The sequence below is a fragment of the Haloarcula pelagica genome (assembly GCF_030127105.1).
Lineage (GTDB): Archaea > Halobacteriota > Halobacteria > Halobacteriales > Haloarculaceae > Haloarcula > Haloarcula pelagica.
In genome coordinates this window covers 1,409,914-1,429,637 of sequence record NZ_CP126161.1, presented here as the reverse complement: position 1 = coordinate 1,429,637, position 19,724 = coordinate 1,409,914, and the positions used below count along the sequence as shown (strand labels likewise).

Below are 19,724 nucleotides of genomic sequence, written 5' to 3'. Positions count from 1 at the left end.
CGTTTAACTACCGTCCCGCCGTCCAGGGCCTATGGACGATGCAGACGATAATCTATCCTTTCCCGGGGGTACACGCTCCCGGCGTTCGTTTCTGGCGTCGCTGGCTGTCGCCGGCGCGGGGGCCCTCGCCGGCTGTTCGTTCGACCGGCGCAACCGCGTCGACCCGGGCGACGAGACGCCGACCGACCCCCACCGCGACGCCGACGGCCCCGCCGACGACCGTCGACGAGCCGGACCCGTACTTCGAGCCCGGGCCGACAGTGGCCGTCGAGACGGTCGCGACCGGCCTCGTCTCCCCGAGTTCGATGGCGACCGCCGACGACGGCACCGACCGCCGGTTCATCGTCGACCAGATCGGCCGGATCTACGTCCACGGCCCCGACGGTCTGGACCCGGAGCCGTTTCTGGACCTGACCGACCGGCTCGTCGCCGTCGGGCAGAACCTCCCGAACTGGGTCGCCTACGACGAACGCGGGCTGCTCGGGCTGGCCTTTCACCCCGAGTTCGCACAGAACCGCCGGTTCTACGTCCGCTACAGCGCGCCGCCCGACGACGACGAACTCGACCACCGCGAACGGCTCTCGGAGTTCACCGCGACCGCGGACGGTACGCGGGCCGACCCCGAAAGCGAGCGCGTGCTGCTCGACCTGCCGTGGTACCGCCCGCTCCACCAGGCCGGGACCATCGAGTTCGGTCCCGACGGCTACCTCTACGCGGCGCTTGGCGACGGGCTGAACCCGTTCAACGGCCAGGACATCACGGACAACTTCAAGGGGAGCATCCTCCGGCTCGATGTCGACAGCCGGACCGACGGCAAGCCGTACGGGATCCCGGCGGACAACCCCCTCGTCGGGAGCGAGGGGCTCGACGAACACTACGCCTGGGGGTTGCGCAACCCCTGGAAGATGGCCTTCAGCGGCGACCGCCTGATCGTCGGCGATGTCGGCCAGGCGACCTGGGAGGAGGTCAACGTCATCGAGCGGGGCGGCAACTACGGCTGGCCGCTCAAGGAGGGGTTTCACTGCCACGACCCACAGGTCGGGACCAGCGACGAGGGCGAGTGTGTCGTCCAGTCCGACCGCGGCGAACCGCTCGTCGACCCGGTGCTCGAATTTCCGCACTTCACCGAGGCCGGCGACGCCGTCGGCTTCGCCGTCATCGGCGGCCACGTCCACACCGGGCCGATCGACGCGATCCGGGACGAGTACCTCTTTGGCGTCTTCACACGTTCCTTTACCGATCCAGCCGGGCGGTTGCTCGTCGCGACCCCACAGGAGTCGGGTCGCTGGCCGGTCCGGGAGGTCCAGTTCGCCGACCGCGACACGCTGGGGATACAGATCCTCTCGCTCGGCGTCGACGGCGACGAGAGCTACGTGCTGGGGACGACAGCGGCGCTGTCCGAGGGGCCGCTCTCACAGCAGCAGGGCGTCGTCTACCGGCTGACGCCGGCCTGACTACACCAGCCCGACCGACTCGTACCAGTCGACGGTCTCGGTGAGGGCGGCCTGCCAGGAGCGCTGGCGGACCGGCGCCCGCTCGGTGAGGGCCGAGCGGACCGTCCCGAAGTCCCCCCGTTCGAGGAACCCCTCCCCGGGAACCGGCGAGACGCCGACGCGATAGAGCGCGTCGAGCGTCGGCTTGACGACCCAGCGCGTGACGCCGAAGGGGACGTTCACGACCCGACACTGACCCGGCGCGTGGCGAGCGATCGTCCCGAGCACCTGCCCGGTCGTGAGGTTCGGCCCCGTCACGAGGTGGCGCCCGTCGGCGCCCGTCGAGAGGCAGTGCTCGATCGTGCGGACCACGTCGTCGACGTGGACGATGTTGTACTTGTCGTGGGTGTACAGCGGCGGGACCAGCACCCGGTTGGACGCGATCGGGCGCACCAGGTCGTAGCGGGCCAGCCGGTAGTCCAGGGGCCCGAGGATGTAGGTCGGATACAGCACCGAGACATCGAACGGGTGATCCCGCCGGAACAGCAGTTCCTCGGCGGCGACCTTCGACTGCTGGTACGTCGAGTTCGGGTCGCTTGGCACCTCCGGGTGGGCGCCGATCGTGCTGAGGAAGACGATCCGATCGACGCCGTGGTCGGCCGCCGCCGCGACCAGTCGCTCGGTTCCGCCGACGTTGGTCGCGTCCATCTCGGACTCGGCGTAGGTCGCGGCCGCGAGGTGGACGACGGCGTCGGGGTCGGTCGCCGCCACCGCCAGCGAGTCGTCGGTGAGGCTCCCCTCGACGACGGTCACGCCGTCGGGAAGCCGGGCGGTCGAGGCGCCGGGCCTGACGAGCGCGGCCACGTCCTCGGCTGCCATCGCGTGCAGGAGGTTCAGGCCGATGAAGCCGGTCGCGCCGGTGACGAGCACCGTCATCGCTGCACCCCTGCCTGCTCGTAGGCCGCGTCGAGGATCTCGGCGATTTCGACCCCCCGGTCGACCGGGGCGGCCGTGTCGGTGTCGCCGGCGGCGGCGTGGTCCGCGAAGTCGTGGATGCGGGCGGTGTGTGGCGCCTCGGTCCCGGCCGGGTAGAGGTCGGCGACGCCGATGTCGACGATCGGGAGTTCCCCGTGTTCGAACTCCAGGGGGCGGCCGTGGATGTCGCCCGACAGCCGATCGGGCGTGATCTCCAGCCACCCCTCGGTGCCGACGACGAGGAACCGCGAGACGCCGTCGGTCTGTGTCCAGGTCGCCGAGAACTCGGCGGGGACGCCCGAAAACGACAGCGATAGCCGGGCGGCGTCCTCGACCGGGCGGTCCCGGAGGTGGCGGACGCTGGCGTCGGTCACGGTCGGCGCGTCCTCGAACAGTTCCAGGACCACGTCGAGCGTGTGGGGGAACAGATCGCGAGCGACGCCGCCGCCGGAGACAGACGGGTCGTAGTACCAGCCCTGTCCGGGCGCCGCGGAGTGGTTGGCGACCGACACCTCGACGAGATCGCCAAGCAGCGCGTTCGAGAGGATCGTCAGCGCCCGCTGATAGTTCGCGTAGTAGCGGTTGAGATAGCCCACCTGCGTGACGACGCCGCGTTCGTGGGCGGCGTCGCGCATCCGGCGGGCGCTCTCGGCGTCCGTCGTCAGCGGCTTCTCACAGAGGACGTGACAGCCGGCCTCGACGGCCGACAGGAAGATCGGCTCGTGGGTCGCCGGCGGCGTACAGATCGAGACCACGTCCAGGTCCGTCTCGGCCAGCATCGTCGTCACGTCCGGGTAGCTCGGCAGAGAGAACTCCTCGCCGACCGCACTCCGGCGTTCCTCGTCCCGCTCGGCGACGGCGACCACCCGGGTCCGCGGGTGGCTCTCGAAGGCAGGGATGTGGTAGTCGGTCGCCATCCAGCCGGCGCCGACCACCCCGACAGCCAGTGTCGTCATGGTGGCTCTCTCGGCGGGCGCGGGGATAAACCCACGGTAGGGCCGGCCTATCACGCCGCGTTCGGGGGCGTACAGTTACGAGTGCCGGGCGTGAAGGTCCGGCGATGACCGATCTCACGACCTCGGCCCATCGGTCGATCACCGAGGTGAAACAGGGGGAGTGGAACGCGATCGTCGCCCAGCAGTCCCGCACCGGCAGCGTCTTCGAGCGCTACGAGTGGCTGCTGGCGACCGAGCGGGCGACCGGATGGACCGGCCACCACGTCCAGGTTCGCAAGAACGGCACGCTCGTGGGTGTCCATCCCGCGTTCGTCCGGCCGCTGCCGGGGACACCGGTTCGCTTTCTCGGGCCGGCCGTCCCCGGCTCGAACGGCGCGCTCGTCGCCACCGACGAGGCGGCCGTCTTCGGGGCGATCGCCGACGAGATGGCCGCCGCGACCGGCGGCCGGACGATCGGCCACCTGCTCAAGCCCGCCTCCCCAGAGTCACTCCGGTACGCCACACGGCTCCAGGCCCGGGGGTACGTCCCGTCGGTCCGTGACTGCCAGTTCGAACTCGACATCGACCGGGCGTGGGACGCCGTCGCCGCCGACCTGAGCCAGAAGAAGCGCCGGAACCTCCGGAAGGCCGACGAGATGGGCGTCACGGCGACGGAAGTCCCGGTCACCGAGACGGCGCTCCGGTCGTTCGCCCACGCGCACGACACCCACATGGACCGCATCGACGGGGACGGGACCTCCCGGGCGTTCCTCCAGGCGCTCCTGACGACGATCGGCGACCGGATCAAACTGTTCTCGGCGCGCGTCGACGGCGAGTCGGCCGGCGAGTTGCTCGCGGTCGTCGGGCACGAACGCGACTGCCTCTATCTGCTCTTTCCGGCCTACGACCCCGAGATGTTCCGGTATTACCCCTCGGAAGTCCTCTACCGCGGGGCGGTCCAGTGGGGGATCGACCGGGGATTGACCACCTGCAACTACGGCGATACCACGCCGGATTTCGACGACGGGACCTACGCGTTCAAGTCGGCGTTCGGCGGCGAACCGGTGGCGACGGTCCGCTGGGAGCGGATCGGCTCGCGGGCCGGTCGGCTCCTCTCGGTTCTGGGCGGCGAGGGGATCGTCGACCGGGTCCGGCGGCCGCTGGCGCGACTCACCGGCCGCTGAGGCGGTGAGTCGCGGGCGAACCCCCACTCGCCACCGTTTTCACCTGCGGGGACCAAACGGTGTCAATGAGTTCGGTCCCGCCACACTGCCGCGTCGATCCGACGCTCCCGGTCGCTGCCGGTGACTACTTCGCCACGGAGCGGGACACGATCGAGGCGTACCTGGAGTTGGTGCCCGCGAGTCTCGACAACGCCGGCGACGCCGCAGTGGGGCCGATCGAGGCGCTCCCCTGGCTGTACGTCGCCGACCTCACCGGGTGGCGCGGGGCGACGCTCGCCCGCCTGCTGGCGACGGAGCGGAACTGTCCCTGCTATCAGCTCTCCGCGATGGCTCGGGACGCGGTCCCGACGCTGTGGGAGGTGCTCCGGGAGAGTGCGGACGGGCCGGTCGTCGTCCACCTCGAACTCCGCGGTGACACCGGTCCGGTGCCGGGAACGCTCCGGGAGGCACTCCGGCGGGGCTTCCGCCAGCCCGAACGGCAGGTCCCGGACGGGCGCGATCCAGTCGACGGTGAGGCGGCCAACGCCGTCGTCGTGTTCACCGACACCCAGCCCTCGAAACGCCTCGCATCGCCGCTCCCGGCCGCGACGACCCCACACACCGGTGCCGTCCTCTCGTATGCCCCCCGGCCGAGTATGCTCCCCGAACAGCCCGACGGGACCACCTTCCTCGCCGACCCGCCCGCGATCCACGAGCGGGAGGCGAAACTGGAGTCGTTCCTGTTCGCGACGATCCCGGACACCCCCGACAGCGAGCAGTTCGTCGGCGCCGCCGTCGACGCGCTGTCGATCACCCACTCGGTGATCGGCAAACGCGAACTGCTGTTCGATGTCTCGCCGCGGCTCGCGCTGAAATACGGCGCGCAACTCGACGCGCTCCCGCTCTCGGTGGCGCTCGATCGGCTCCGGGCGGACATCCTCGGGCAGGTCCCACAGAGTCCCGGCAGCACCGAACTCCGGGAGACGCTCGCCGATCTGCTCCGGGAGTAGCTACCGGTAGCGTGATGGGGGATCGCTCGTCCACCGCGGCGTCGACTCCCGAGTGGCCCGTTCGCGGAGCCGCTCGATCCGGTCGTCGACCGGCGGATGGGTCGACAGCAGTTGTGACAGCGGGTTCTCGTCGTCGCCGTGGACGTACAGCGGCGTCAGCGGCCCCAGCTCCGGTGTCGCGGCCCGTTCGATCTTCCGGAGCGCGCGAGCCAGCGCCAGCGGGTTCCCGGTCACCTCGACGGCTCGGTCGTCGGCGGCCCACTCGCGACGCCGGGAGTAGGCCAGGACGAGCAGGGTCACCGCGACCCCCAGCAGGCCGACGAGATACAGCGCGCTCCGCTGTGTCCGGGCGAACCACGAACGGGACCACTCGTCCGGGGTTCCCCTGAGGAGCGCCACCGCCCGGGCGACCCCGCCGGTCAGCAGAACGAGGGGCAACACGGCGAGACTCACCAGCCCGACGAGGGTATGGGTGAGGCTGTAGGCGAGTGTCTGGACGAGCGCGTCACGGCTCTCCAGGTGCGCGAGTTCGTGTGCGAGCAGCGCTTCCAGTTCGTCCCCGGACAGATACCCGAAGAGCCGGCGGTCGACGACGATCGCCGCACCCGGGCCGCCGACGGCGAAGGCGTTTGGCACCGGTAACCGCGCGATCAACAGCTGTGGCCGCTGTACGTCCATCACCGAGAGCAACCGCTCCAGCCGCTGGTAGGTCCCCGGTGCGCGCGAGGGGGGTAACTCGACGGCGTCGAGCGAGCGTTTGAGCTGTGCCGTCCCGGCCCAGTAGCTCACCAGTCCGAACAGGAACGCGGTCCCGACGACGGTGGCCGCCGTGACCGCCGGCGACGGGCGCACCCGCCAGAGCGCGACGAGCAGCCGGTAGCCCACCCAGGCGGTCAGGAGACAGGCGACGAGCGACGAGAGACCCAGACCCACCAGTAGCGCGCGACGGCCGACTCCCATACCGAGTGTTCGCCCCCGACCGTCGAAACCGCTTCGATCGGGGTGACCGACAGCGCAGGCCAGTCGCTGTCCCGCGACCGGCGCCCCGGGAACAGTCGCCTGGACACCACGACCACCGATGGTTTAGGCCATGCGAAAAGTAACAGGAAACTGTCTATCGAAGAGTTAGTGCCACCTAAAACACCTCTATAGTGTCTATTTCGCTCGCTTTTAGGCACTCCTAATCAATCAGTTTTATTATATTTCGGCACTACTCGTCGAGTGCAATGAGCGCAGAAGGTCTCGAACGACAGACGCGGAACTATCTCAGTAACAACGTGCCACAGATCCAGCAACACGGCGGCTCCTTCGAAGTGCGCGATGTCGACGAAGCGGCCGGGACGGCCACCGTCGCCATCGGCGGGGCCTGCTCGGGCTGTGGCATCGCCCCGATGACGATGAAAGCGATCGAACAGCGGCTCCCGGAGAGCGTCGACGGGCTGGACGATGTCGAGGTCGTCCGCGCCGGCGGGCCACGCGCCGCCGTGATGCCGTCGAAGACCGACGAGATGGAAGGGATGGACGAGTACGAGGACTACAGCCCGCCGTTCTGATGCGGGGCGACGCGACTGCCCGGTTCAGGATCGGCCGCGTCTCCGCGGCGCTCACTCACCGTCGCCGAGGTCGTCGCCCAGGAGTGCAGTCGCCAACTGCTCGCTCACCGTCGAACTGACATCGCTGGCGAGACGCATCGCTTCTCGCTCGTGTTCCGCCAGCTCCAACGCATCGCGGAAGAACCACGACAGCGTCACGTACGTCTCGTGGAGTTGGGCGGCCTGCTCCCAGCCTGCCTCGGTGAGTGTTGCCCCCTCGTACGGTTCGTAGCTGACGAGCCCGCGCTCGGCCAGCCGCTGGAACGTCTCCGATGTCGTCGCGCTGGACCGATCGAGCAGTTCCGCGACGGTCCCGGACGAGATCGGCGGTTCCGCTCGGTGTTGTGCGATGTAGAGCGCGAGCAGGTACTGCGAGGCCTGTGTCATCGATGGTACGTCGGCGGCGGTGTCCCGGCGCTATCCATGGTTTTAGGCCTGCCTAATAGAATAAAACAGTTCCGGATTTTAGGCAGACCGAAAAGAACAGGAACACACCCACGCGCTGCCCGCCACACGCAGGCCGTCCAATCGGATTTCGTATCGCGGTCACTGGTTTATGACTGTGGCCGGGGTCGAACAGCGAACTCCTACAGACCGGCGGCAGCACGCTGTCCCGACTCGAATCAACCCACAGCCGGTACGGTCGATACGCGAGTACCGGGTTCCCAGCGGCGAGTCAGGGACCGACGCTTCCCGGACGTGTCGTGACTGCGCGCACGCTCTCCAGTCATCGTGGAGCGGGGCGACTCGCAGCGATGACCCCCCGGTCCACACACCAGGGGTCGGCAGTACCGTCCCGGCGACGTACCGGAACAGGCGTGGTATTAACCCGCACAGACGATCTCGACCGATCCCGTTCCGACGGCTGAACCGATTCGGCAGCGCGCCCCGCGGCAGACGGCGATCCTGGTCGGGTGTTTCCCGGGCCGAGGGGCAGACTGCCGGAGGGGCCTGCCCGTACACAGCGGCTATCCGCTCGTCGCGGTCGTCGCTGGCAGTCACCGCCTGCGTTCACAATCGTGTGTCCGACCGCCCCAGCCGGTGGTATATCCCTATCCGCTATATCGAATCAGTTCAGCCGCGTCCGGAGTGTCTCGGCCGTCTGTTCGCCGACGCCGTCGACCGTCCGGAGTTCGGCCAGCGAGGCCGAGCGGACGCCGTCGACGCTGCCAAAGCGCCGGAGCAGCCGCTTTCGAGTCGCTGGACCGACGCCCGGCACGTCGTCGAGCGCCGTCGACACGTCGTCCCGGACCGTCTGGTGGTACTGGACCGCAAAGCGGTGGGCCTCGTCCCGGACCCGCTGGAGCAGGTGGAGATGCGGCGCGTCGTCGGGCCAGTCGTGGACGCCGTCGGGCGTGACGACCAGTTCCTCGTCTTTGGCGAGTGCGACCGCCGGCACGTCCCAGCCGACTTCGGCCAGGGCGTCGCGGGCGGCGCCCAACTGTCCGTCGCCGCCGTCGATCAGCAGTAGGTCCGGGTCGGGCCGGTCGTCCCGGCCCTCGACGGCCCGCGTTGCCCGCCAGCGGACGAGTTCGCGCATGTTGGCGTAGTCGTCGTTTCGCTCGCTGAGTTTCTTCCGGCGGTAGTCGGCCTTCTCGGGACTCTCGCCCACGAAGGTAACGTTCGACCCGACGACCGCACGACCCTGAGCGTGGCTCACGTCGAACCCCTCGATGCGCTCGGGCCGGGCGATCCCGAGCGCGTCGGCGAGCGCGCCGAGTTCGTCGTCGGCACCGCCGCGACGGCGGGCGTTCTTGAGCGCGAGGTCGACCAGCGTCGCCTCGCGGCCGGCACCCGGGACCCGGAGGTCGACGCCCTCCTCGGCCAGCCACGCTTCGATGTCGGCGTCGGCCGGGTCCTCGGCACAGAGGATCGCGTCCGGGAACTCCCGCTCGGCGTAGTACTGCGGGATGAACGCCCGGTAGACGGCGTCGGGTCCCTCGCCGTCGGGCACGTCGAGCGTGTGCCGGTCCCGCTCGACGAGTTTCCCGCCGTCGGCGTGGAGCCGGGCGACGATCGCGGTGTCGCCTTCGAAGGCAGCACCGAGCACGTCGGTCGCCGCGTGGGCGGTAGTGTCGCTGACGGCGGTGTCGCTCTCCCCGACGAGTGCCTCGACGGCGTCGAGTTTGTCACGGAGGTTCGCCGCCCGCTCGAACGCCTGGTCGGCGGCCGCTTCCTCCATCTCGCGCCGCAGCGGATCGGTGAGGGCGCCGGTCTCGCCCTCGAAGAACCGTCGAACGCTCTCGACATCGCCGGCGTACTCCGCCGCGGTGATCTCGCCGGTACACGGCGCCGTACAGATCCCCATCTCGTAGTCCAGACAGGGACGGTCCCGATCCCGGTACTTGTGGTCGGAACAGCCCCGCAATCCGTAGGTCTCACGCAGGGCCTTCACGACGACCTCGACGCGGCCCTTGTCGGTGAACGGGCCGTAGACGGTTGCCCCCTCGGCCGGGTCACGGGTCACCTCGATCCGCGGGACCGCGTGGTCGGTCAACTGGACCAGGGGGTAGGACTTGTCGTCTTTCAGCCGGACGTTGTACGGCGGCCGGTGGCGCTTGATGAGGTTGGCCTCCAGGAGAAGCGCCTGTGTCTCGGTGTCGGTCACCGAGAAGTCGATCGTCCGGGCGCGCTCGACCATCGCCCCGATGCGGTCGCTGCGCGGGTCGGCGTACGACCGGACCCGCTCGCGCAGGTCGACGGCCTTCCCGACGTAGAGGACCCGGCCGTCGCCGTTCTCGAACTGGTAGACACCGGGCTCTCCGGGGAGGTCACCGGCACGCGCCCGGACTGCGGCAGTGTCCATCGACGGCCGGTTAGCGCCGCGTGGAGTTGAACGTCACGCCGGCGAGTCGTCGGGTGGGGTCTCGAAGTCGATATCGGTCGGTGCGTCACCGGGTGCGAGTGCGGCCCGCAACCGATCGAGTGCCCGGTCGTCGTCCGGCGCCGTCAGTTCGATGTCGTCGCCGCCGGCGACAGTGAGGACGAGCAGTCGCTCCCGGCTCCAGGCGTAGACGCCCAGGACGACGGCGGCGAACGCGAGCGCCAGCCCGCCGAACAGCTGGAGGAGTTCGTCAAGTTGCGCGAGCAGCGTCAGCATCGACTGGAGCAGTCCAAGCATCCCGCCCATGCCGAGCTGGCCCGCCGCGCCGGCGCTGTCCAGCGAGACGCCGCCGATCAGTTCGTCGAGGCTGACGAGCTGGCCCGCCGCGATCAGAACGACCCCGGCCACCAGCGCCTTCAGACCCCGTTCGAGGAACGCCCAGGTCCCGCCCGTCGTCAGGTCGACGCCTTCGACGTTTGGCCGGTCGACCGTCCGGTAGTTCGGTCCCTCCCGATCGGGGGTGAAAGCGAGGACCCGGTGGGTCGTGACGACCACGCCGCCGTCGCCGACGGCGACCTCGGCCTCGACGGTCTCGCCGTCGAACAGGAGGTCGTCCGCGCGGTCCAGCCAGCGCATACAGACGGTATCGCGGGCATCCGATTTCAACCCTCGGCCTGTCCGCAGACACCCACAACGGCTAACACGATACCGCCCCTGAGTTCGAACGATGCGAACTGATCCCCGCTGTCCCCACTGCAACGAGAAGGTCAGCGCCACGGCCTCCTGGTGTATGCACTGCGGACAGGACTTCGACGAGCCCAGGGAGGCGGGTAGTGGCGAACTCACGGAGGCGCTGGCACGCGGGGACGGGAACGCCATCGCCGATCAACTCGTCGCCAGCGAGTACGGGCCGGGCGCCGTCGGCGTGGCGATCGCCGCGGTGGCGCTGGTCACGCTTCCGATCGTCTCCCCGCCGGGACTGACGTTCTTCTATCTCGCGGCCGTCGTCGCGATCGGCTACCTGAGCGCCCAGCGACCGACCGTCGCCGACGCGCTCGCCCGCGGCGCGCAACTGCTCGCGCTCGCACCGTTCCTGCTGTGGCTGCTCTCGGCGCTGTTGTACGCGGTCCCGCCGATCACCGCCCTGCTCGGGCCGATCGTCTACGCCGCGCTCGTGCTCCTCGTCGTGCGCCGGATCGACCCCTCGCTGGCCGGGTGACGCGGCGGTATCAAAACTACCATGCCACCCGGTTACGAAGGGCCGCCTAACAGATGGTTACACAGCGAGAGAAACAGGAGTACACCGACGACTACCCCGAGAAGACACTGTACCTCCCGGGCCCGACCGAGGTCCGCGAGGACGTGATCGAGGCGATGGCCCAGCCGATGTTCGGCCACCGGATGGACCGGATGACCGACCTCTACACCACGATCGTCGAGGACACCAAGGAGTTCCTGGGCACCGACAACGAGGTCGTCATCCTCACCGCCTCGGGCACCGAGTTCTGGGAGGCGACGACGCTGAACCTCGTCGAGGACGACATGCTCGTGGCGACCTCCGGCGCGTTCAGCGAGCGCCAGGCCAACGTTGCCGACCGGCTGGGCAAGGATGTCGACCGCGTCGAGTACGACTGGGGCCAGGCCGTCAAGCCCGCCGACATCCGGGACGCGCTGGAGGCGAAAGACGACGGCTACGACGCCGTCGGCGTCGTGATGAACGAGACCTCGACCGGCGTGCGAAACCCCGTCGAGGAGATCGGCGACCTCATGGCCGACTACCCCGACACCTACTTCGTCGTCGACGCGATCTCCTGTCTGGGCGGCGATCAGATCGACATCGAGGCCCACAACATCGACGCGCTGTTTACCTCGACCCAGAAGGCCTTCGCGATGCCGCCGGGTCTTGCGGTCTGTACCGTCAGCGACGCCGCATACGAGCGCGAACTCGACAAGGACTCCGCGTCGTGGTACGGCGGCTTCCAGCGCTGCCTGGACTACTACGACCGGAAGGGCCAGACCCACTCCACGCCCGCCATCCCGATCATGCTCGCCTACCGTAAACAGATGAAACACATGCTCGACGAGGGCCACGACGCCCGCGACCAGCGCCATCGAGAGATGGCCGAGTACACCCGCGACTGGGCCCGCGAGCACTTCGGCCTCTTCCCGGAGGAGGGCTACGAGTCCCAGACCGTGACCTGCGTCGAGAACACGCAGGGGATCGACGTGGCCGCGACGGTCGAACAGGTCTCCGAGGAGTACGACATGGTCTTCTCCAGTGGCTACGGCGACCTCAGCGAGGAGTCGTTCCGGATCGGACACATGGGCGAACACACCGTCGAGAGCATCGAGGAGCTCACCGACGCGATCGAGGACATCGCGGACCTGTAACGACGGGCGATCTCTTTCCGGTTTCCCGTACACTAGCACCGCGTGTCCGCACCACTCGCGTAACAAATTTGTTACGTCTAACTATTTTGGGAAGGCTTTTCGGCGGGTCCCCCGACCACCGATGCGTGTACACCGGCATCGTCGAAGCCACGGGCACGATTCGTAGCACCGACCGGACCGACGACGGACTGACGCTGCGCGTCGACGCGCCCTTCGAGCGGAGTGTCGGCGACAGCCTCGCCGTCGACGGCGTCTGTCTCACCGTCGCGGACCACGACGGCGGCCGCCTCGTCGCCGACTGCTCGACGGAGACTGTCGCACGGACGACCGTCGACCGCCGGCGCCCCGGTGACACCGTCAACCTCGAACGCCCGCTGGCGGCCGACGGCCGCTTCGACGGCCACGTCGTCAAGGGCACCGTCGACACGACGACGCGACTGGCGGCGATCCGCGAGGACGGCGACACCCACGAGTACGTCTTCGAGCGTCCAGAGACGCCCTACGTCGTCGAGAAGGGCGCGGTGGCACTCGACGGCGTGAGTCTCACCGTGACCGCGATCGACGGCGGGACGTTCAGCGTCGCGACGGTCCCGGAGACCCGCCGGGTGACGACACTCTCGGAGTACGCGCCCGGCGACCGCGCCAACGTCGAGTACGACGTGCTGGCGAAGTACGCCCGGGGACCGGCCGTCGAGGCCTGACCGGCCGAGCGCGACCCTATCACAGCGGCTTAGTAGCCGGCCCCCGGAACGCAGTCAAATGGCAGCCGTCTCCGAGGACGACCTGGCGGACAACCCCTACGTCGAGGACCCGCCGACCGAGTTCGATCCGGTCGCGGACCTCGACGCGGACAGCGCCCGCGAGCAGGCCCGGGAGCTGCGCGAGGCCATCCGGTATCACGACTACCGCTACTACGTCGAGAACGACCCCCTGATCGGCGACCGGACCTACGACGCGCTGTTCGCCCGGTTGCAGGATCTGGAAGGAGCGTTCGACCTCGACACGACTGGCAGCCCCACCCAGCGGGTCGGCGGGACGCCGCTCGACGAACTCGGCGAGGTCGACCACGTCGCGCCGATGCGGTCGATCGACCAGAGCGGCGAGGCCGACGCGGTCCGAGAGTTCGACCGCCGCGTCCGGGACCGACTCGCCGACGCCGACTACGAGGGCGACCTCCGGTACTTCTGTGAACCGAAGTTCGACGGCCTCTCGGTGGAGATCGTCTACGAGGACGGCCGCTACCAGCGGGCCGCGACCCGCGGCGACGGCCAGGTCGGCGAGGACGTGACCGAGAACGTCCGCACCATCGCCAGCGTCCCCCAGCGACTCCGGGGGGACTACCCCGACTTCCTGGCCGTCCGGGGCGAGGTGTACATCCCCCGCGAGGCGTTTACGGCGTTCAACCGCGAGCGCGTCGAGGCCGGCGAGGACCCCTTCGCGAACCCGCGCAACGCCGCTGCCGGCACCCTCCGGCAACTCGACCCGAGCGTCACCGCCCGGCGGCCCCTCTCGATCTTCTTCTTCGGCGTGCTGGACGCCTCCGTCGACTTCGAGAGCCACAGCGACATCCACGAGCGACTGCCCGAGTGGGGCCTGCGGGTCTCTGACAGACTCCGGCCCGTCGCGGACATCGAGGGCGCGATCGACTACCGGGACGACCAACTGGCCGCCCGGGACGACCTGGACTACGAGATCGACGGCGTCGTCATCAAGGTCGACGACATGGACGCCTGTGACCTGCTCGGGACGACCGCGCGGGCGCCCCGGTGGGCCTTCGCCTACAAGTTCCCCGCCCGCAAGGGCGAGACGACGCTCCGGGACGTGGTCGTCCAGGTCGGTCGCACCGGCCGGCTCACCCCGGTCGCCCTGCTCGACCCGGTCGAAGTCGGCGGCGTCACGGTCTCGCGGGCCTCGCTGCACAACCCCTCGCTGGTCGCGGAACTCGGTGTCGCCGTCGGCGACCGCGTCCGGATCAAACGCGCCGGCGACGTGATCCCCGAAGTCGTCGAGGTCGTCGAGTCCGACGGTGACGGCCACTTCGCGTTCCCCGAGACCTGCCCCGTCTGTGACAGCGTCGTCGAGCGCGACGGGCCGATGGCGTTCTGTACCGGCGGGCTCTCCTGTCCCGCCCAGCGCGAACGCGCGGTCGAGCACTACGCCAGCCGCGGCGCCTTGGACATCGAGGGGCTGGGCGAGAAGGCGGTCGCGCAACTGCTGGACGCGGGGTTCGTCACCGATCCGGCCGACCTCTACGACCTCTCCGCCGAGGACCTGACCGAACTGGACGGGTGGGGCGAGACGAGCGCCCGGAACCTGATCGAGGCGGTCGAGGGGACACGGGAGCCGCCGCTCGCGGACTTCCTGGTCGCGCTCGGGATTCCCGAGGTCGGCGGTGTGACGGCGCGGAACCTCGCCACGGAGTTTGGCAGCTTCGACGCCATCCGAACGGCCGCGGACGAGGGCGACCGCGAGGCGTTCGAGGCGGTCCCAGATGTCGGCCCGGTCGTCGCCGACGCCATCGTCGAGTTCTTCCGCGGCGAGGGCAACCGGGACGTGCTCGACCGGCTGCTGGATCACGTCGACCCACAGGACGCCGCGGCGACCGGCGGCGAGGAACTCGCCGGGCTCACGTTCGTGTTCACGGGCTCGCTGGAGGAGTACACCCGCAGCGACGCCCAGGAACTCGTCGAGCGCCACGGCGGGTCGGCGACGGGCAGCGTCTCGGGCAACACGGACTACCTGGTGGTCGGCGCGAACCCGGGCCAGCGAAAACGAGAGGACGCGGCCGACAACGACGTGAGAGAGCTGGACGAGGCAGCGTTCGAGACGCTGCTCGCCGAGCGCGGTGTCCTATAGGTCGGCGCGGGCGAACAGCCCGTAGCCGATCGCGACGGGGACGACACACCACAGCAGCAGGACCGCGACCGCCATGGGGTCCGAGAGGTACCACGGCACCGACTCCGACAGCGTCTGTGCGGCGGCCTGCTGGCGGATGAGACTCGATCGGCCGCCCAGCAGACTCCCGAACATCGACGCCCTGGCCTGGGCGACGGTGGTCTCCGAACTTGCGAGCGACTGGAGCAGCGTCTGGTAGGCCTGGGTCGGGTTCAACAGCTTGACGAACAGTTCGAGCTTCAGCGTCAGCGCCTGCTCGAGCCCGGTCCGGTCACGGAGGAGTCCGCCGATCCCGCGGGAGACGGAGTTCCACAGCGCGAAGAGATACACCCAGATCCCGCCGGCGGCGATGAGCGACCGCCGTGTGGTCGATGTCGCGGCCGACGCTCCGAGGGTGAAACCGACGAAGGACAGCGCGAGCAGCAGCGTCAGGCCGATGAGGACCGCGACGGTCCGTGCCTGGAACCCCGACTCCGCCTCGGGCAGGACCACGAGCACCTGGAGGAGCAGGGTCCCGACCAGCGGCGCGCCGAGGACAAAAAAGCGGCCGAACAGCTTGCCGACGACGACATCGCGGCGGGTGTACGGCAGCGAGAGGAGGATCTTCAGCGAGCCCCGCTGTCGCTCGCCCGAGATCGCGGCGTAGGTCAACGCGATCGCCGAGATCGGGACGATGACAGACAGCAGCCGGACCGCGATCCCCTGGACGAGCGCGGTCACCGCCGTCGCCGCCTGCCCGCCCAGGTCGGTGTACAGCGTCACGATCAGCGGGAGGACGAACAGCGCGAGATACAGCCCGGTCAGCAACAGCAGCGAGCGGGTCCGGACCGTGTCCGAGAACTCCTTCTTGACGATCGGATACCAGTCGAGCCCGTGGAGCCGGTCGTCGGCGCCCGCGAGGAGGTCGAGGACGAACTGCCCGGCGGTGTCTGCCTGTCGGTCGCTCATGCCTCGGCCTCCGTGGCCTCGTCGGCCTCGTCCCGACTGGTGTAGGCCGCGAACACGTCGTCGAGCGACGCCTCCTCGGTGTCGAAGTTCTCGACGGCGATGCCGGCTTCTTCGAGAGTGTTGAGGACGGTCATCTTCTCGCTCTCGTCGCAGGTGACTCTGATCCCGTTGCCGTCCGCGGTGACGCCGGTCCCGATGCCGGCGTTCTGGACGGTCGTGACCGCCGCGTCGACATCGGCGCCGTCGGCGAACGTCACTTCGAGTGTGGTGTCGCCCGCGGCCGCCTCGCGGAGCCCTTCGACGGTGTCTTTCGCGATGAGTTCGCCGTCCTGGAGGATGCCGACGGTGTCACAGATCGCCTCGACCTGTCCGAGGATGTGACTGGAGAAGAAGACGGTCGCGCCCCGCTCGTTCTCCTCGCGGATGATCTCGCGCATCAGCCGTGCGCCGTTGGGGTCTAGCCCGCTCGTGGGCTCGTCGAGGATGAGCAGCTCCGGCTCGCCGACCAGCGCCATCGCGAGGACGAGCCGCTGTTGCATCCCCTTGGAGTAGCCGCCAGCCTTGCGATCGATGGCGTCGGGGATACCGACACGCTCGGCCAGCGCGGCCGGCTCTACGTCGGCGTCTTTGGACTCGATCACGAACTTCAGGTGTTGGCGGCCGGTGAGCCGGCCGTACACGTCGAACCCTTCCGGGAGGACGCCGGTCCGGTCCCGGATGCGCTTTGACTCCTCGTGGGCGTCCCGGCCGAGCACCGTCGCGGACCCCTCCGTCGGGCGGATGAAGTCCAGGAGGACGTTGATCGCGGTCGACTTCCCGGCGCCGTTGGGACCGAGGAAGCCGAATATCTCGCCTTCCTCGACGGTGAGGTCGACCCCGTTCAGGGCGGTCACGGAGCCAAACTCCTTCCTGACTCCGTCCAGTTCTATCGCTGTCATACGCCCGGCTTGTGCCGGCCTCGGGTATAGTCTTTCGTATGACGACCCGCGGGCTACACTTCCTCGTCGGGGTCGTGTTGTTCGGCCATCCGGCTGGCTTCGGTCGCGTACCGCTCGCGCGTCTCGTCGTCGTCGAGGGTCTCCAGTCGGTCGGCGTCGGCGTCGATCGCGGCCGTGACGCGCTTTTTCATGAGGAGGTTCGTCGAGAACTGCTGCTGGAGGAACCGCTCGCCGTCCGGCGTCGCGTAGACGAGAGTGACCATCCGCTCGTCGCCGTAGCTGGAGCGTTCGACCAGCCAGCACCGGACCGTCTCGTCGGCTGTCATTGCCGTCCGTTGTGTCCGGGGGCGTTTGTATCCACCGAGACGAGGGGTCGCCAGCGGGGTCCCCGACAGCAGACTTATGCTGCCGGCGGCGTCAGGTAGGGCCACTCTATCGCTGCCGACATGTCCGGAGACGACGCCACCGCCACCGAGGGCGGGTACGCGCGCGAGTACTCCCGAGTGGTCCTGGTCGGGGTCTGTGCCGTCGCGATCGTCCTGGCGACGGCCGTCCTGCCGCTTCTGGCACCGGCCGGCGACAGCCCCGCCGAGTCGCTGGTCCCGCTGCCGCCCGAGGGCCAGCGCGGCCCCGGTCCCGACGCCGGCCTCGGCGCGAGCGGCGACCTCGGCGCGCTGAACCCGGGCACCTCGACGACCGTCGGCGGGGTCGACACCGCCGAGAACCCCTTCCAGTCCCGGGACACCGACGTTCACTTCACCGCACAGAGCACCGACGCCGCGTACTGGCGGACCGGCGCCTACGAGACCTACACCGGGTCCGGCTGGGAGACCGACACCGACCTCGCTCCCTACGACGGCCCGATCCCTCCCGGCGTCGGTTCGGGCACCGGCACCGAGGTGCGCTACGCGGTCACGCTGGAACGGTCGGCGTCGTCGCTCCCGACGGTCTGGCGGCCCCGGACCGTCTCTCGGGAGGGACTGATGGTGACCGACGCCGGAGCGATCCGGGCCGACGGGTCGCTCCCGGCCGGCACCGCCTACCAGGGGAGCAGCGTCCGACCGGCCCGGGAGCCGGCGGTGTTGCGGACCAGCGGGCGCGACTACCCGGCGGCCGTCGAGGAGCGCTACACCGCCCTCCCGCCCGGGACGCGCCAGCGACTCGGGCCGTTTACCGACGACCTGACGGCCGGCAGCGACTCCCCCTACGAGACGGCGACGACGATCGAGCGGTGGCTGGAGACCGAGAAGGCGTACTCGCTGAACGTCAGCGACGAACCCGACGAGCGCGTCGCCTCGCAGTTCGTCTTCGAGATGGAGGCGGGCTACTGCGAGTACTTCGCGACCGCGATGACGGCGATGCTGCGCAGTCAGGGGGTCCCCGCCCGCTACGTCGTCGGCTACTCGACGGGCGAGCGGACCGGCGAGGGGACCTACACCGTCCGCGGGCTGAACGCCCACGCCTGGGTCGAGGTGTACTTCCCCGACCGGGGGTGGGTTCGCTTCGACCCGACGCCGGGACGGGAACGCCTGGCTGCCGAGCAGGCCGCGATGGCCGCGGCGGGCGAGGACTACCGGGCCAGCGAGCGCGGGAGCCCCGGCGAACAGTTCGGCGTCGGCGCCGAAGGGCCGTCCATCGGGACCGTCCAGCCCCAGACGCCGCTCCCCGAGGACACCCCGTCGGACGAGGGCGATCCGGAGCCCACCGAGGCCGAGGAGCGCGACGATCCGACCGACACCACGGAGGGCGTCTCCGTCCGCCTCAACCGCACTGCGACGCCGGGCGCGCCGGTGCTGGTGACGGTGACCCGGGACGGCAGCCCGGTCGAAAACGCGACGGTCACGTTCAACGGGAGGGCCGTCGGCCGGACCGACGCCCAGGGAGCCGTCGTCGGCCGGGTCCCCTACGACGCGACGCTCGATGTCGGCGTGTCGGTCCCGTCGGACCGTCAGTCGGCGGTCGTACCTACGGTTCCCGCCGTCGGAGGCGGCCCGAGCGACCGGTTCTACGCGGTCGGCGGTCCGCCAGCCCAACAGACGGCCAACGAGACGTTCAACGTCTCGACGGCGGCGACGGTCACCGTCTCCGGCGAGGCGGTCACCGGCGCCACCGTGACCGTCGTCGCGAGCGTCGAGGACGTGCCGGTCCGGGACGGGACGGTGACGGTCGACGGCCGGCGCGTGGGGACGACCGGCGCGAGCGGCCGGGCGACCGTGACGCTGCCGACCGAACCAGGCGACGTGACCGTCGCCGTCCGCCGGGACGCCGTCGGCGGCAACGAGACGCTGTCGCTGGCGCCGCTGGTCGTCTCGGCGGACCCGACGCTCCCGCTCGCGCTCCCCGGGACCGGTCTGACCGTGACCGCGACGCTCGACGGCGATCCGGTGGCGGACGCACCAGTGGTTCAGGACGGCACCCGTGTCGGCCGAACTGGCGTCGACGGCACGGCGACGGTCCGGCTCCCGGTCGCGGCCGGCACGGACCTGACCGTCTCCCGGTACGGCCAGCGCGAGCGGGTCACCGTGGACGGCTCGGCCGAAATCTCGCGGCCGTCGTCCTCGCGGCGGCGCTCTGTGTCGGCGGCGTCGCGGTCGGTGTTCGGCGCAGCGGGCTGACGCCC

General features: G+C 69.7%; 19 protein-coding genes. 9 read left to right on the top strand and 10 right to left on the bottom strand.

Features of this window, described 5'->3' with window-relative positions; genetic code table 11:
- Nucleotides 1–52: 52 nt before the first annotated feature.
- The gene (locus P1L40_RS07510) at nt 53–343 is read right to left on the bottom strand and encodes a hypothetical protein (protein WP_284010711.1); all 291 of its coding nucleotides are present in this window, start codon (nt 341–343) and stop codon (nt 53–55) included.
- Here P1L40_RS07510 and P1L40_RS07505 point away from each other — a divergent pair.
- A complete protein-coding gene (locus P1L40_RS07505; protein WP_284010710.1) occupies nt 306–1,454 on the top strand; it encodes a PQQ-dependent sugar dehydrogenase in 1,149 nt (382 codons plus the stop codon). The two genes, P1L40_RS07510 and P1L40_RS07505, sit on opposite strands and share 38 nt — an antisense overlap.
- Here P1L40_RS07505 and P1L40_RS07500 read toward each other — a convergent pair whose 3' ends face one another.
- Nucleotides 1,455–2,369, bottom strand: coding sequence for an NAD-dependent epimerase/dehydratase family protein (locus P1L40_RS07500; protein WP_284010709.1), 915 nt, complete (start codon nt 2,367–2,369; stop codon nt 1,455–1,457).
- The gene (locus P1L40_RS07495) at nt 2,366–3,364 is read right to left on the bottom strand and encodes a Gfo/Idh/MocA family protein (protein WP_284010708.1); all 999 of its coding nucleotides are present in this window, start codon (nt 3,362–3,364) and stop codon (nt 2,366–2,368) included. The genes P1L40_RS07500 and P1L40_RS07495 overlap by 4 nt, the downstream gene beginning before the upstream one ends.
- A gap of 104 nt (nt 3,365–3,468) precedes the next feature.
- Here P1L40_RS07495 and P1L40_RS07490 point away from each other — a divergent pair, with 104 nt between their 5' ends.
- Both P1L40_RS07490 and P1L40_RS07485 read left to right on the top strand, forming a co-directional pair.
- Nucleotides 3,469–4,527, top strand: coding sequence for a lipid II:glycine glycyltransferase FemX (locus P1L40_RS07490; RefSeq protein WP_284010707.1), 1,059 nt, complete (start codon nt 3,469–3,471; stop codon nt 4,525–4,527).
- A gap of 65 nt (nt 4,528–4,592) precedes the next feature.
- Nucleotides 4,593–5,516 (top strand): hypothetical protein, encoded by a 924-nt coding sequence (locus P1L40_RS07485; RefSeq protein WP_284010706.1) that lies wholly within the window; start codon nt 4,593–4,595, stop codon nt 5,514–5,516.
- Here the strand turns inward: P1L40_RS07485 and P1L40_RS07480 are convergent, their stop codons facing one another.
- Nucleotides 5,517–6,476, bottom strand: a complete 960-nt coding sequence (locus P1L40_RS07480; RefSeq protein WP_284010705.1) for a M48 family metallopeptidase — start codon at nt 6,474–6,476, stop codon at nt 5,517–5,519. It lies immediately after the preceding gene.
- A gap of 266 nt (nt 6,477–6,742) precedes the next feature.
- On the opposite strand from P1L40_RS07480, the gene P1L40_RS07475 reads away from it, so the two are divergent.
- On the top strand, nt 6,743–7,069 hold the full coding sequence (locus tag P1L40_RS07475; RefSeq protein WP_284010704.1) for a NifU family protein: 327 nt from the start codon (nt 6,743–6,745) through the stop codon (nt 7,067–7,069).
- 51 nt (nt 7,070–7,120) lie between these two features.
- Here P1L40_RS07475 and P1L40_RS07470 read toward each other — a convergent pair whose 3' ends face one another.
- The 3 genes from P1L40_RS07470 to P1L40_RS07460 all read right to left on the bottom strand — a co-directional run bounded on the left by P1L40_RS07470 (nt 7,121) and on the right by P1L40_RS07460 (nt 10,568).
- Nucleotides 7,121–7,495: a metal-dependent transcriptional regulator gene (locus P1L40_RS07470; protein WP_284010703.1), complete on the bottom strand. Its 375-nt coding sequence runs from the start codon at nt 7,493–7,495 to the stop codon at nt 7,121–7,123.
- Nucleotides 7,496–8,177: 682 nt separating this feature from the next.
- Nucleotides 8,178–9,914 (bottom strand): excinuclease ABC subunit C, encoded by a 1,737-nt coding sequence (locus P1L40_RS07465; RefSeq protein ID WP_284010702.1) that lies wholly within the window; start codon nt 9,912–9,914, stop codon nt 8,178–8,180.
- Nucleotides 9,915–9,947: 33 nt separating this feature from the next.
- Nucleotides 9,948–10,568 (bottom strand): hypothetical protein, encoded by a 621-nt coding sequence (locus P1L40_RS07460; RefSeq protein ID WP_284010701.1) that lies wholly within the window; start codon nt 10,566–10,568, stop codon nt 9,948–9,950.
- A gap of 91 nt (nt 10,569–10,659) precedes the next feature.
- Here P1L40_RS07460 and P1L40_RS07455 point away from each other — a divergent pair, with 91 nt between their 5' ends.
- The 4 genes from P1L40_RS07455 to ligA all read left to right on the top strand — a co-directional run bounded on the left by P1L40_RS07455 (nt 10,660) and on the right by ligA (nt 15,179).
- A complete protein-coding gene (locus P1L40_RS07455; protein ID WP_284010700.1) occupies nt 10,660–11,151 on the top strand; it encodes a zinc ribbon domain-containing protein in 492 nt (163 codons plus the stop codon).
- Nucleotides 11,152–11,204: 53 nt separating this feature from the next.
- Nucleotides 11,205–12,323, top strand: coding sequence for a pyridoxal-phosphate-dependent aminotransferase family protein (locus P1L40_RS07450; protein ID WP_284010699.1), 1,119 nt, complete (start codon nt 11,205–11,207; stop codon nt 12,321–12,323).
- 125 nt (nt 12,324–12,448) lie between these two features.
- Nucleotides 12,449–13,024 carry a riboflavin synthase gene (locus P1L40_RS07445; RefSeq protein WP_284010698.1) on the top strand — a complete coding sequence of 192 codons (576 nt, stop codon included), beginning with the start codon at nt 12,449–12,451 and terminating at the stop codon, nt 13,022–13,024.
- Between the two features lie 58 nt (nt 13,025–13,082).
- Nucleotides 13,083–15,179, top strand: coding sequence for an NAD-dependent DNA ligase LigA (gene ligA / locus P1L40_RS07440; protein WP_284010697.1), 2,097 nt, complete (start codon nt 13,083–13,085; stop codon nt 15,177–15,179).
- Here ligA and P1L40_RS07435 read toward each other — a convergent pair.
- Genes P1L40_RS07435 through P1L40_RS07425 form a run of 3 tightly spaced genes read right to left on the bottom strand, consistent with a single transcriptional unit; the run spans nt 15,174 to nt 17,430 of the window.
- On the bottom strand, nt 15,174–16,166 hold the full coding sequence (locus P1L40_RS07435; protein ID WP_284010696.1) for an ABC transporter permease subunit: 993 nt from the start codon (nt 16,164–16,166) through the stop codon (nt 15,174–15,176). The genes ligA and P1L40_RS07435 overlap by 6 nt on opposite strands.
- Nucleotides 16,163–17,104 carry an ABC transporter ATP-binding protein gene (locus P1L40_RS07430; RefSeq protein ID WP_284010695.1) on the bottom strand — a complete coding sequence of 314 codons (942 nt, stop codon included), beginning with the start codon at nt 17,102–17,104 and terminating at the stop codon, nt 16,163–16,165. Before P1L40_RS07430 ends, P1L40_RS07435 begins: the two co-directional genes overlap by 4 nt.
- A 53-nt stretch (nt 17,105–17,157) precedes the next feature.
- Complete coding sequence (locus P1L40_RS07425; protein ID WP_284010694.1) at nt 17,158–17,430, bottom strand: DUF7967 family protein; 273 nt, start codon at nt 17,428–17,430, stop codon at nt 17,158–17,160.
- 120 nt (nt 17,431–17,550) lie between these two features.
- On the opposite strand from P1L40_RS07425, the gene P1L40_RS07420 reads away from it, so the two are divergent.
- On the top strand, nt 17,551–19,719 hold the full coding sequence (locus tag P1L40_RS07420) for a transglutaminase TgpA family protein (protein ID WP_284010693.1): 2,169 nt from the start codon (nt 17,551–17,553) through the stop codon (nt 19,717–19,719).
- Nucleotides 19,720–19,724: the final 5 nt, after the last annotated feature.

Excerpts from the sequence above, each read along its gene's own strand:
- P1L40_RS07435 (WP_284010696.1), bottom strand. The coding sequence starts at position 16,166 with ATGAGCGACCGACAGGCAGACACCGCCGGGCAGTTCGTCCTCGACCTC.
- P1L40_RS07485 (WP_284010706.1), top strand. The coding sequence starts at position 4,593 with ATGAGTTCGGTCCCGCCACACTGCCGCGTCGATCCGACGCTCCCGGTC.
- P1L40_RS07450 (WP_284010699.1), top strand. The coding sequence starts at position 11,205 with ATGGTTACACAGCGAGAGAAACAGGAGTACACCGACGACTACCCCGAG.
- P1L40_RS07480 (WP_284010705.1), bottom strand. The coding sequence starts at position 6,476 with ATGGGAGTCGGCCGTCGCGCGCTACTGGTGGGTCTGGGTCTCTCGTCG.
- P1L40_RS07475 (WP_284010704.1), top strand. The coding sequence starts at position 6,743 with ATGAGCGCAGAAGGTCTCGAACGACAGACGCGGAACTATCTCAGTAAC.
- P1L40_RS07455 (WP_284010700.1), top strand. The coding sequence starts at position 10,660 with ATGCGAACTGATCCCCGCTGTCCCCACTGCAACGAGAAGGTCAGCGCC.
- P1L40_RS07465 (WP_284010702.1), bottom strand. The coding sequence starts at position 9,914 with ATGGACACTGCCGCAGTCCGGGCGCGTGCCGGTGACCTCCCCGGAGAG.
- P1L40_RS07430 (WP_284010695.1), bottom strand. The coding sequence starts at position 17,104 with ATGACAGCGATAGAACTGGACGGAGTCAGGAAGGAGTTTGGCTCCGTG.
- P1L40_RS07500 (WP_284010709.1), bottom strand. The coding sequence starts at position 2,369 with ATGACGGTGCTCGTCACCGGCGCGACCGGCTTCATCGGCCTGAACCTC.
- P1L40_RS07420 (WP_284010693.1), top strand. The coding sequence starts at position 17,551 with ATGTCCGGAGACGACGCCACCGCCACCGAGGGCGGGTACGCGCGCGAG.
- P1L40_RS07510 (WP_284010711.1), bottom strand. The coding sequence starts at position 343 with ATGAACCGGCGGTCGGTGCCGTCGTCGGCGGTCGCCATCGAACTCGGG.
- P1L40_RS07425 (WP_284010694.1), bottom strand. The coding sequence starts at position 17,430 with ATGACAGCCGACGAGACGGTCCGGTGCTGGCTGGTCGAACGCTCCAGC.
- P1L40_RS07490 (WP_284010707.1), top strand. The coding sequence starts at position 3,469 with ATGACCGATCTCACGACCTCGGCCCATCGGTCGATCACCGAGGTGAAA.
- P1L40_RS07495 (WP_284010708.1), bottom strand. The coding sequence starts at position 3,364 with ATGACGACACTGGCTGTCGGGGTGGTCGGCGCCGGCTGGATGGCGACC.
- P1L40_RS07470 (WP_284010703.1), bottom strand. The coding sequence starts at position 7,495 with ATGACACAGGCCTCGCAGTACCTGCTCGCGCTCTACATCGCACAACAC.
- ligA (WP_284010697.1), top strand. The coding sequence starts at position 13,083 with ATGGCAGCCGTCTCCGAGGACGACCTGGCGGACAACCCCTACGTCGAG.
- P1L40_RS07460 (WP_284010701.1), bottom strand. The coding sequence starts at position 10,568 with ATGCGCTGGCTGGACCGCGCGGACGACCTCCTGTTCGACGGCGAGACC.
- P1L40_RS07505 (WP_284010710.1), top strand. The coding sequence starts at position 306 with ATGGCGACCGCCGACGACGGCACCGACCGCCGGTTCATCGTCGACCAG.